At 72.7% G+C, this 11,530-nt stretch carries 9 protein-coding genes; 1 reads left to right on the forward strand and 8 read right to left on the reverse strand.

What is annotated here, in order from left to right; all coding sequences use genetic code 11:
- Positions 1 to 3: 3 nt before the first annotated feature.
- From ftsW to rsmH, 8 genes are read right to left on the reverse strand one after another with little or no spacing between them, the layout of a single operon-like run.
- Positions 4 to 1,344 carry a putative lipid II flippase FtsW gene (ftsW, locus tag ACIQKA_RS07305; RefSeq protein WP_383149205.1) on the reverse strand — a complete coding sequence of 447 codons (1,341 nt, stop codon included), beginning with the start codon at positions 1,342 to 1,344 and terminating at the stop codon, positions 4 to 6.
- 55 nt (positions 1,345 to 1,399) lie between these two features.
- A complete protein-coding gene (gene murD / locus ACIQKA_RS07310) occupies positions 1,400 to 2,839 on the reverse strand; it encodes a UDP-N-acetylmuramoyl-L-alanine--D-glutamate ligase (RefSeq protein WP_383149207.1) in 1,440 nt (479 codons plus the stop codon).
- Positions 2,821 to 3,891 carry a phospho-N-acetylmuramoyl-pentapeptide-transferase gene (gene mraY, locus ACIQKA_RS07315; protein WP_062756489.1) on the reverse strand — a complete coding sequence of 357 codons (1,071 nt, stop codon included), beginning with the start codon at positions 3,889 to 3,891 and terminating at the stop codon, positions 2,821 to 2,823. The genes murD and mraY overlap by 19 nt, the downstream gene beginning before the upstream one ends.
- Positions 3,888 to 5,312, reverse strand: coding sequence for a UDP-N-acetylmuramoyl-tripeptide--D-alanyl-D-alanine ligase (murF, locus tag ACIQKA_RS07320; protein WP_376243169.1), 1,425 nt, complete (start codon positions 5,310 to 5,312; stop codon positions 3,888 to 3,890). The genes mraY and murF overlap by 4 nt, the downstream gene beginning before the upstream one ends.
- A 4-nt stretch (positions 5,313 to 5,316) precedes the next feature.
- Complete coding sequence (locus tag ACIQKA_RS07325) at positions 5,317 to 7,008, reverse strand: UDP-N-acetylmuramoyl-L-alanyl-D-glutamate--2,6-diaminopimelate ligase (protein WP_402540314.1); 1,692 nt, start codon at positions 7,006 to 7,008, stop codon at positions 5,317 to 5,319.
- Positions 7,009 to 7,024: 16 nt separating this feature from the next.
- On the reverse strand, positions 7,025 to 9,019 hold the full coding sequence (locus ACIQKA_RS07330) for a peptidoglycan D,D-transpeptidase FtsI family protein (protein ID WP_402540316.1): 1,995 nt from the start codon (positions 9,017 to 9,019) through the stop codon (positions 7,025 to 7,027).
- A 7-nt stretch (positions 9,020 to 9,026) separates the two neighbouring features.
- A complete protein-coding gene (locus tag ACIQKA_RS07335) occupies positions 9,027 to 9,569 on the reverse strand; it encodes a septum formation initiator family protein (protein WP_391093041.1) in 543 nt (180 codons plus the stop codon).
- Positions 9,566 to 10,522: a 16S rRNA (cytosine(1402)-N(4))-methyltransferase RsmH gene (gene rsmH, locus ACIQKA_RS07340; protein ID WP_383160266.1), complete on the reverse strand. Its 957-nt coding sequence runs from the start codon at positions 10,520 to 10,522 to the stop codon at positions 9,566 to 9,568. The genes ACIQKA_RS07335 and rsmH overlap by 4 nt, the downstream gene beginning before the upstream one ends.
- A 394-nt stretch (positions 10,523 to 10,916) precedes the next feature.
- On the opposite strand from rsmH, the gene ACIQKA_RS07345 reads away from it, so the two are divergent.
- Positions 10,917 to 11,480, forward strand: a complete 564-nt coding sequence (locus ACIQKA_RS07345) for a beta-class carbonic anhydrase (RefSeq protein ID WP_383160269.1) — start codon at positions 10,917 to 10,919, stop codon at positions 11,478 to 11,480.
- Positions 11,481 to 11,530 lie beyond the last annotated feature (50 nt).

The following is an 11,530-nucleotide window of genomic DNA, read 5'->3' on the forward strand; positions in this document are numbered from 1 at the left end:
AATTCACCGCTCTCCGGACGGGCGCTTCTTCACGCGCCGTCGCATCGACTTCCATCTCTTCCCGACCCGCTTGCCCCAGCCGGGGCGGCGCATGGCCAGGGCCGCTTTCGCGGCGGGTTCCTGTCGCGCGAAGGCGATGAGGAGCCCGACGGCGAACATGGTCGGCAGCAGGGCCGACCCTCCGTAGGAGAACAGCGGGAGCGGGACACCGGCGATCGGCAACAGGCCGAGCACCGCACCGATGTTGATCACGGCCTGCGCCGTGATCCAGGTGGTCACGCCTCCCGCGGCGAACCTCACGAAGGGGTCCTCCGTGCCTCCGGCCACGCGGATACCCGCATAGCCTAGAGCCGCGAACAGGGCGAGTACCGACAGCGTCCCCGCGAGGCCCAGTTCCTCACCGGTGACCGCGAAGATGAAGTCGGTGTGGGCTTCGGGGAGTTGGCCCCATTTCTCCACGCTCGCACCCAGCCCGGATCCGAACCATCCGCCCGACGCCAGAGCATAGATTCCGTGCGCGGCCTGGAGGCAGGGGGCTCCCTCGCCGCCGGGGTCGGACGCGCCGATGCACTGGAAGCGGTCCATCCGGTGCGGGCTCGTCTTGATGAGCAGCGCCCCGAGGGCGCCCGCCACCGCGAGCACGCCGACGAAGAGCCGGGTGGGCGCCCCGGCCGTCCACAACAGGCCGAAGAGGATCGTCGTGAGGATGATCGCGGTGCCCATGTCCCTGCCGAGCATGATGAGCCCGAGCAGCATGAAGGCCACCGGGACCAGCGGCACCAGCATGTGCTTCCACTGGGTCAGGAGCCGCACGTCCTGCTTGCGGGCGAGCAGGTCGGCGCCCCACAGGATCAGCGCCAGCTTCCCGAACTCGCTGGGCTGGAGCATGAACGGGCCGCCCAGGGAGATCCAGTTCTGGTTGCCGCCGACGGACTGCCCTATCCCCGGGATCTGGACGAGCACCATCAGGAAGAGGGCGCCGACCAGGATCGGGTAGGCGAGCGCCCGGTGCAGCTTCACCGGCATCCGGGAGGCGGCCAGGAGCAGTCCGGTGCCGAGGAGCGCGGCGAAGAACTGCTTCCGGAAGAAGTACGACGGCACCAGCTCGTAGCGGAGCGCGGTGATCATCGAGGCGGAGTAGACCATCACGAGCCCGAGGGCGGTGATGAGCATCCCGGCCCCGATGATCACGTAGTACGCCGTGAGGGGGCGGTCCCAGGCCTTCCTGGCCCGCTCGTGGAGTCCCCGGATCCCCCCGCCGCGCGTCCGCCGCGGGATCGCGGGAGTCCGCCCCCCGCCGCGTGCGGCGGAGGGGCGGCGCGTCCCGGCGGTCTTGCTCGGCATGGTCGCCGTCCCCTCCGGTCGTGTCCGGTGCGGCCGGACCCTCCCACTGGTCGGGTCAGGCGTCCCCGGCGGCGGCGAGGGCGCGGACCGCGTCCGCGAAGGCCTCGCCGCGCTCGGTGTAGTTGGTGAACATGTCCATCGAGGCGCAGGCCGGGGCGAGCAGGACCGTGTCCCCGGGGCGGGCGAGCCGGGCCGCCTCGCGGACCGCCTCGGACATCGCCCCAGTGTCGGTCCGGTCGAGGTCGACCACCGGGACCTCCGGGGCGTGTCGCGCCAGGGCTTCGCGGATCAGGGCCCGGTCGGCGCCGATCAGGACGGCCGCGCGCAGCCGCTTCGCGGACTTCTGGACGAGGTCGTCGAAGGTCGCGCCCTTGGCGAGGCCGCCGGCGATCCAGACGATCGGGTCGTAGGCGGCCAGGGAGGCTTCCGCGGCGTGGGTGTTGGTGGCCTTGGAGTCGTCCACGTACGTGACTCCCCCGACCTCCTCGACCAGCTCGATGCGGTGCGGGTCGGGCCGGAAGGCCTTCAGGCCGTCCCGTACGGCCTTGGCGTCGACGCCGAAGGCGCGGGCCAGGGCGGCGGCCGCGAGGGCGTTGGCGATGTTGTGGGGCGCCGGGGGCTGCACGTCGGCGACCTCGGCCAGCTCCTGGGCGTTCTTCTGCCGGTTCGGGGCGAAGGCCCGGTCGACGAGGAGGCCCTCGACCACGCCCAGTTCGGAGGGGCCGGGGGTGCCGAGGGTGAAGCCGATCGCCCGGCAGCCCTCCTCGACGTCGGCCTCGCGGACCAGGTCCTCGGTGGCCCCGTCGGCGACGTTGTAGACGCAGGCGACCCGGTTGCCCTCGTAGATCCGACCCTTGTCGGCGGCGTACGCCTCCATGGAGCCGTGCCAGTCGAGGTGGTCGGGCGCCAGGTTGAGGACGGCGGCCGAGTGGACGCGGACCGAGGGCGCCCAGTGGAGCTGGTAGCTGGAGAGCTCGACGGCGAGCACGTCGTACTCCTCGTCGCCGAGGACGGCGTCGAGGAGCGAGACGCCGATGTTGCCGACGGCGGCGGTCCGCAGTCCGGCCGCCTCCAGGATCGAGGCGAGCATCCGCACGGTCGTGGTCTTGCCGTTGGTGCCGGTGACCGCGAGCCAGGGGGCGGCTCCGGGGCCCCGGAGCCGCCAGGCCAGTTCGACGTCGCCCCAGACCTCCACGCCCGCCTCGGCGGCGGCCGCGAAGAGGGGCTTGTCGGGCTGCCAGCCCGGGGTGGTGACGATCAGCTCGGTGCCGGACGGCAGGGTCGCCCCGTCACCGAGGCGGACGGTGATCCCCTCGGCCTCCAGCGCGGCGGCCTGGGTCCGGGAGCGCTCGTCGTCGCCGTCGTTGACGACGGTCACGCGCGCGCCGAGTCCGTGCAGGACGCGGGCGGCCGGGATGCCCGAGACGCCGAGTCCCGCGACGGTGACCTTCTTGCCGTTCCAGTCGAGCCGTTCCGTCACTTGTCCGCTGCCCATCCCGCGTAGAAGAGGCCCAGGCCCACGATCACGCACATGCCCTGGATGATCCAGAACCGGACGACGACCAGGACCTCGGACCACCCCTTGAGTTCGAAGTGGTGCTGGAGGGGGGCCATCCGGAAGACGCGCTTGCCGGTCATCTTGAACGAACCGACCTGGATGACCACGGACATCGTGATCAGCACGAACAGGCCGCCGAGCAGCGCGAGGAGGAGCTCCGTGCGGGAGCAGATGGCGAGGCCGGCGAGGGCGCCGCCGAGGGCGAGCGAGCCGGTGTCGCCCATGAAGATCTTGGCGGGCGAGGTGTTCCACCACAGGAAGCCGAAGCAGGCCCCCATGAGGGCGGAGGCCACGACCGCGAGGTCGAGCGGGTCGCGGACCTCGAAGCAGGCGTTCGGGTTGGTGAGGGTCAGCGCGTTGGCACAGGACTCCTGGAACTGCCAGAGCCCGATGAAGGTGTACGCGCCGAAGACCATCACGGAGGCGCCGGTGGCCAGGCCGTCCAGACCGTCCGTCAGGTTCACGCCGTTGGACATGGCCAGGATCATGAAGAGCGCCCAGACCACGAAGAGCACCGGGCCGATGGTCCAGCCGAAGTCCGTGATGAAGGAGAGCTTCTCGGAGGCCGGGGTGAGGCCGCGCGAGTCGGAGAACTGGAGCGCGAGCACCGCGAAGGCGATGCCCACGATCAGCTGTCCGGCCATCTTCGCCTTGGCCCGCAGACCGAGCGACCGCTGCTTGACGATCTTGATGTAGTCGTCGAGGAAGCCGACCAGGCCCATGCCCGCCATCAGGAAGAGGACGAGCACGCCGGAGTACGAGACGGGTTCGCCGGTGATGACCTTGGCCAGCGCGTACGCGATGAGCGTGGCCAGGATGAAGGAGATGCCGCCCATGGTGGGCGTGCCCTTCTTCCCGGCGTGGCCGCGCGGGCCGTCGTCCCGGATGAACTGCCCGTACCCCTTGCGCGCGAGCAGCTTGATGAGCAGCGGGGTGCCGATCAGGGTCAGGAAGAGCCCGATGGCCCCCGCGAAGAGGATCTGCCTCATCGGCCGGTGACCTCGCCCTCGGTGTCGAGGAGAGCCAGGGCGACCTGTTCGAGACCGACCGACCTGGAAGCCTTCACAAGGACGACGTCCCCCGGGCGCAGCTCACTGCGCAACAGGTCGACCGCCGCCTGCGCGTCGGACACGTGCACCGACTCCTCACCCCACGAACCCTCGTTATATGCGCCCAGTTGCAGCCAGGACGCTTCCCTGTCCCCGACCGCCACGAGCTTGCTGACGTTGAGCCGGACGGCGAGCCGTCCGACCGCGTCGTGCTCGACGAGCGATGCGTCCCCGAGCTCGGCCATCTTGCCGAGCACCGCCCACGTACGGGCCCCTCGGGCCTGTGCGGCCCTGCCCATGGCCGCGAGCGCGCGCAGGGCGGCTCGCATGGACTCGGGATTCGCGTTGTAGGCGTCGTTGACGATCGTCACGCCGTCCGGACGCTCGGTGACCTCCATGCGCCAGCGCGACAGGGAGCCGGCCTCGGAGAGCGCGGTGGCGATCTCTTCGACAGGCATACCCAGCTCGTGCGCGACGGCGGCCGCGGCGAGCGCGTTCGACACGTGGTGCTCACCGTACAGGCGCAAGGTCACGTCGCTGCACCCGGTGGGTGTGTGAAGGCGGAAAGAGGGCCTCCCGGTCTCGGTGAGGTGGACGTTCTCGGCCCGTACGGCCGCTTCGTCCGCTTCTCCGAACAGGGTCACGCGGGCCTTGGTGCGGTCGGCCATCGCGCGCACGAGGGGGTCGTCGGCGTTGAGGACGGCCACGCCCCCCTCGGCCTCGGTGGGAAGCGACTCGACCATCTCGCCCTTCGCCAGGGCGATCTGCTCGCGGCCGCCGAACTCGCCGATGTGGGCGGAGCCCACGTTGAGGACGAGGCCGATGCGGGGCGGGGTGAGGGTGGTGAGGTAGCGGATGTGGCCGATGCCCCGGGCGCCCATCTCCAGGACCAGGTGCCGGGTCTCGTCGGTCGCGCGGAGCGCCGTGAGGGGCAGGCCGATCTCGTTGTTGAGCGATCCGGGCGTCCACACGGTGGGCGCGTGCTTCTCCAGGACCTGGGCGATCAGGTCCTTGGTGGAGGTCTTGCCCGCCGATCCGGTGAGGGCGACGACGTCGGTGCCGAGGCGTTCGACGACGGCGCGGGCGAGGGCCCCGAGGGCGGTCTGGACGTCGTCCACGACGATCGCGGGCACGCCGACGGGGCGGGCGGCGAGCACGGCCGTCGCACCCGCCTCCACGGCGCGCCGCGCGTAGTCGTGGCCGTCGACGCGCTCACCGGCGAAGGCGGCGAAGAGACTGCCGTCCCGCACCTCGCGGGAGTCGATGACGACGGGCCCGGTGATCCGGGCGGCCGGATCCGGTATGTCGTGCGCCTGCCCGCCGACGATTTCGGCGATCTCGGCGAGGGAGAGGGCGATCACTGCTTCATCCCTGACTGTTCTGGTGGCTGGCTTCGGCACTGCTGCCCGCCGGGGAGGTGCGGGCCTTCCGTTCGAGGATCGCGGCGCGCAGGACCTCGCGGTCGTCGAAGGGGCGGACGGCCCCGGCGACCTCCTGGCCCTGCTCGTGGCCCTTGCCCGCGACCAGGACGGTGTCGCCCGGCCGGGCGCGGGCGACGGCCGCGGCGATCGCGGCGGCGCGGTCGGCGAGGACGAGCACCTCGCCGCGCTCCTCGGCCGGGACCCCGGCAGCGCCGGTGAGCATGGCGGTGAGGATGGCGAGGGGGTCCTCGGAGCGGGGGTTGTCCGAGGTCAGGACGGCGGTGTCGGCGAGCCGGGCGGCGGCGGCGCCCATCGGGCCGCGCTTGGTGGTGTCCCGGTCGCCGCCGCAGCCGATGACCACGTGCAGCCGGCCCTCGGTGACCTCGCGCAGGGAGCGCAGGACCGATTCGACGGCGTCCGTCTTGTGCGCGTAGTCGACGACCGCGAGGTACGGCTGTCCGGCGTCGACGCGCTCCAGGCGGCCGGGGACGCCGGGGACGGCGGCGACGCCCCCGGCGGCGGCCTCCGGGTCGAGGCCGGCGGCGGCGAGCACGGCGATGGCGGCGAGGGTGTTGGCGACGTTGAACGGGCCGGGCAGCGGGGCGGTGGCGGGGAACCGCTCGCCCCCGGGGCCGACGGCGGTGAACGTCGAGTCGTGGGAGCCCAGGACGAGGTCCTCGGCGCGCCAGTCGGCGTCGGCGCGGCCCTCGGCGGAGAAGGTGAGGACGGGGACGCCGGCCTCCTTCACGAGCCTGCGGCCGTACGCGTCGTCGAGGTTGACCACGCCCAGGCGGCTGCGCTCGGGCGTGAAGAGCCCGGCCTTGGCCCGGAAGTAGTCCTCCATGTCGGAGTGGAACTCCATGTGCTCCGGGCTGAGGTTGTTGAAGACGGCGACGTCGAAGACGCAGCCGTCGACCCGGCCGAGCACGAGGGCGTGGCTGGAGACCTCCATGGCGACGGCCTCGACGCCCCGTTCGCGCATGACGGCGAAGAGGGCCTGGAGGTCGGTGGCCTCGGGGGTGGTGCGCTCGGACTTGATGCGCTCGTCGCCGATCCGCATCTCGACGGTGCCGACGAGCCCGGTGCTCCGTCCGGCGCCGCGCAGGCCGCCCTCCACCAGGTAGGCGGTGGTGGTCTTGCCGGAGGTTCCGGTGATGCCGATCTTGAGCAGGTCGGTGCCGGGACGTCCGTAGATCTCGGCGGCGAGTTCGCCCATCCGGCCGCGCGGGTCGTCGACGACCAGGACCGGCAGGCCGGTGGCGGCGGCGCGTTCGGCGCCCGCCGGGTCGGTGAGGACCGCGGCGGCGCCGAGTCCGGCGGCCTGGGCGACGAAGTCGGCGCCGTGGGCGCGGGCGCCGGGCAGGGCGGCGTACACGTCGCCGGGGCGCACGGCCCGGGAGTCGTGGGTGATGCCCGAGATCTCGGCGTCGCCCGGGGTATCGGTCCCCAGGTGCGCGGCCAGGTCGCCCAGGGGTGTCGGGCGGGTCCGCTCCGGCCGTGGCGGGGTGGTTCGGTACTGATCAGCGTGTGGCACGGCGGTGAGCGTACCGGGCCCACCCTGTGGGGGGCCAAAAGAGCCCGGGGCCTCGCCGGAGTTCGATTTCCGGTTCCCGGAATGGGGGGTGATCGTTGTCACTGGTGCTCCCGGAGTGTCACGGGGTGGGGTCGAAGACGACCGGCAGTCGGGCGGGGTCGCTGCCCGTGGGGGCGATGTGGAGGGTCTTGAGGGCGAACTCCATGACCTTCTTGTAGATGGGTCCGCAGATCTGGCCGCCGAAGTAGCTGCCCTTTGTGGGGTTCTGGATGGCGCAGTAGACGGTGACCCGCGGCTGGTCGGCGGGGGCGAAGCCGGCGAAGGAGGCGGTGTAGCCCTTGTAGCGGCCGAGTTCGGGGTCGACGCGGTTGGCGGTGCCGGTCTTGCCGGCGACGCGGTAGCCGGGGATCGCGGCGCGGGTGCCGGTGCCCTCCTCGTCGTCGACGACGGACTCCATCATGGCGGCGAGGGTCCTGGCGGTCTTCTCGCTGACGACCCGGGACTCCTCGGGCCGGGGGGCCGGGGTGAAGCGCCCGTCGGGGCCCTTGGTGCCGCGCACGAGGGTGGGGGCGATCCGTACGCCTCCGTTGGCGACGGTCGAGTACACGGAGGCGGCCTGCATGGCGTTGACGGAGAGGCCCTGGCCGAAGGGGATCGTGTACTGCTGCGAGGTGGACCAGTCCTTCGGCTTGGCGAGGATGCCGGGGGTCTCGCCGGGATAGCCGAGGCCGGTGGGGCTGCCGATGCCGAACTTGCGCAGGTAGGAGTGGAGCACCTCGTTGGACTCGGCCTGGGTGGCGCCGAGCCGGCCGGTGGCGAGGATGGTGCCGATGTTGCTGGACTTGGCGAGGACGCCGTTGAGGGTCAGGTACCAGGTCGGGTGGTCGACGTCGTCCTTGAAGAGCCGGTCGCCGCGGTGGAGCCGGTTGGGGACGGTGACGTGGGTGTCGGGGGCGGCCTTGCCCTCCTCCAGGACGGCGGCCATGGACATGACCTTGCTGGTCGAGCCGGGCTCGTAGGCGTCCTGGAGGGCGGCGTTGCCCATGGCGGCGGCGTTGGCGGCGGAGAGGTCGTTGGGGTCGAAGCCGGGGGCGTTGGCCATGGCGAGGACCTCGCCGGTGCGGGTGTCCTGCACGACGACGTAGCCGCGGTCGGCCTTGGACTTCTGCACCTGCTCGGTGATGGCCTGCTGGGCGGCCCACTGGATGTCCCGGTCGATGGTCAGCTCGATGCCGGCGCCGGGGACGGCGGGGGTGCCCCGGGACCCGGCGGTGGGCACCTGGCGGCCGCCGGACTGGGTGAAGCGGATCTTGCCGTCCTTGCCGGCGAGCTGCGGGTCGAGCATGGACTCCAGACCGCCGGCGCCCCGGCCCTCGGCGTTCACGTAGCCCAGTATCCCGGCGGCGAGTTCGCCGTTCGGGTAGACGCGCTTGGTGCTGGGCTCGCTGAGGACGCCGCCGAGGAGGTTGACGCCGTTGCCGCCCGCGGAGGGCTGGGACTTCTGCGCGTAGAGCTTCTTGAGGTCCTTGATCTGGTTCCACACCTGCGGGGTCTGCTTGCGGGCGAGGAGGGTGTAGCGGGACTTGGGGGTGCGGAGCTTCTTCGCGAGTTCGGCGGGCTGCTTGCCGAGGATCGGGGCGAGGAGGGCGGCCGCCTGCTCGGGGGCGTCGGCGGTTCTGCTCTCCTCGGCGGTGAAGAGCTTGGGGTCGGCGGTGATGTCGTACGCGTCGACGCTGGCGGCGAGCGCGATGCCGTTGCGGTCGGTGATCTCGCCGCGCTCGGCGGAGAGCGTGTACTCCTGGAAGCGGTACCTGTCGGCCTTGGCGGCGTACGCGCTGGCGTCGACGGCCTGGACCTGGAGCAGCCGCACGACGAAGACCAGCATGACGAGGGTCAGGCCGAGGGAGACCAGGCGCAGCCGGGGCCGGGGGTTGCCGAGCCGGATGGTGCGGGGCCGTCGGGCCGGGGGCCGGGGCCCGGTCCGCCCGGCGGCGGGGCGCGGCGCGGGGCGGGCCGCGCGGGCGCCGCCGGAGCCGGAGGCCGCGGCGGGCCGGGGGCGGGCGGGCCGTGCGGGGCCGGGGACGCGGCGGCGCGGGGGCTCCTTGGGGGGCACTGCTCGGTCACCTGCCGGAGGTCGTCGGAGCGGTTGCGGGCGGGGTGGTCGGGGCCGGGCCGGTGGCGGTGCCGTCGGGGGCGCCGGCCGTCGCGCCCGTGCCCGCCGACGGCTTCGGGGCGGCGGGCGGCGGGTCCGCCGTGGCGGAGGCGGTGGCGGTGGGCGTCGGGCTCGGCTCCGGGGCGGGGGCGGCGGAGGGCCTGCCGAGCACCTTGCCGTCCGGGCCGAGGAAGGCGGGGCTGCCGCCGGGTACCATGCCGAGCTCGCGGGCCCGCCGCTCCAGGGCGTCGGGGGCCGCGTAGGCGTCCACGTCCCGCTGGAGCGCCTGCTCCTCGTCGGTGAGCTCGGTGGTCCGGTTCTTCAGCTCGTTCAGCCGGAACGAGCCCTGGTTGAGCGCCGAGTTCAGCAGGAGCAGGCTGATCAGGCCGCCGCCGAGCAGCACGACGACGAGCAGGACGAAGGGGGTGCGGGCGGCCGTGCTCGGCCCCGACGGCATGAGCCGTCCGAGCCGCGCGGCCCGCCCTTTGAGGGGCCCCTTCGCCGTGCTCACAGGACGTCTTCCCGGATGCGCTCGACGCCCCGCAGCCGGGCCGGGGCGGCGCGCCGGTTCTCGGCGACCTCCTCCTCGGTGGGCAGTTCGGCGCCGCGGGTGAGCAGCTTCAGGCGGGGCTGGTACTTCTCGGGGACGACCGGCAGGCCGGGCGGGGCGGTGGTGGCCGCGCCGGCCGCGAAGACCTGCTTGACGATCCGGTCCTCCAGGGACTGGTACGAGAGGACGGCGACCCGGCCGCCGACGGCGAGGGCCTTCACGGCCGCCGGGATCGCCCTCTCGACGCTGTCGAGCTCGTGGTTGACCTCGATGCGCAGGGCCTGGAAGGTGCGCTTGGCCGGGTTGCCGCCGGTGCGCTTGGCGGCCTGGGGCAGGGCGTCGCGGATGAGTTCGACGAGCCGGGCGCTGGTGGTGAAGGGCTCCTTCTCGCGCTCGCGCACGATCGCGGAGACGATCCGCTTGGCCTGCTTCTCCTCGCCGTACGCGCGCAGGATGCGGACCAGTTCGCCGGGCGGGTAGGTGTTGAGGACCTCGGCCGCGCCGATGCCGGTCGACTGGTCCATGCGCATGTCGAGCGGGGCGTCCTGGGCGTAGGCGAAGCCGCGGTCGGCCTCGTCGAGCTGCATGGAGGAGACGCCCAGGTCGAAGAGGACGCCGTCCGCCTTCGGGATGCCGAGCCGGTCGAGGACCTCGGGCAGTTCGTCGTAGACCGCGTGGACGAGGGTGGCGCGGTCCCCGTAGGGGGCGAGCCGCTCGCCGGAGAGCCGCAGGGCCTCCTTGTCGCGGTCGAGGGCGACGAGCCGCACCTCGGGGAACCTCTTCAGCAGGGCCTCGCTGTGGCCGCCGAGCCCCAGGGTGCAGTCGACGACGACCGCGCCGGGGCGCTCCAGGGCGGGGGCCAACATGTCCAGGCACCGCTGGAGCATCACCGGGACGTGTCGGTCGTTGCTCAATGCGCCCTCTCAATTCGGGCACGGGGAACGTACCGCCGGGTCTCCGCCCGCTCGCTGGGGAGAAGCGGTCGTCCGGCGCCGGAAGGGCGCGTCGGCCGACCGGCGAGCGGGAGGAGGCCGAGCCGTGGGTACCGCCGCGCACACGGGGGAGAAACCGCGGAAATCGCTCGTTGTCTCCGTGAACTCCGCGTCACTTTAGTCCACCGGACCCGCCGGTCAATCAACCCGCGGGCGCGTCGCACGGCCCCGGCGGTCCCGTCGGACATTCCGGACGCCTCACTCGTTCGGGGCGCGGCTTCCCCTCCTGTGGGTTAGCTCACAGGAGGGTTCATTGACGTTCTTTGTCCCCCCTCACGGCGGGCCGCGGGGGGCCGTGACCACTACCGTCGGGACCATGACGACCTCCGCGCGCCCCGCCGCCGAAGCCGTGCCGGACGATTCCACGGTGACCGACCGCCTCGTCGAGGCGAACGGGCGCTACGCCTCCGAGTTCGCCGACCCGGGAATGGACGCGCGCCCCGTGCTGCGCGTCGCCGTCGTCGCCTGCATGGACGCCCGCCTGGACCTGCACGCGGCCCTCGGGCTCGAACTCGGCGACTGCCACACCGTCCGCAACGCGGGCGGCGTGGTCACCGACGACGTGATCCGCTCCCTCACCATCAGCCAGCGCGCCCTGGGGACGCGCAGCGTGGTCCTGATCCACCACACGGGCTGCGGCCTGGAATCGCTCACGGAGGAGTTCCGGCACGAGCTGGAGATGGAGGTCGGCCAGCGGCCGGCCTGGGCGGTCGAGGCCTTCCGCGACGTGGACCAGGACGTCCGCCAGTCGATGCGGCGGGTGCGGACCTCGCCCTTCCTGCCGCACACCGACGACGTGCGGGGCTTCGTCTTCGACGTGACGACGGGCCTGCTGCGCGAGATCGACCCGTCGGACACGCCCGCCGGTGACCGGGCGTAACGGTTCAAACTCCGGCATTTCCTCCGTACTTGTCGGCAGTCGAGTGACAC

Origin of the sequence: Streptomyces sp. NPDC092045 (genome assembly GCF_044756005.1) — a bacterium.
GTDB lineage: Bacteria > Actinomycetota > Actinomycetes > Streptomycetales > Streptomycetaceae > Streptomyces.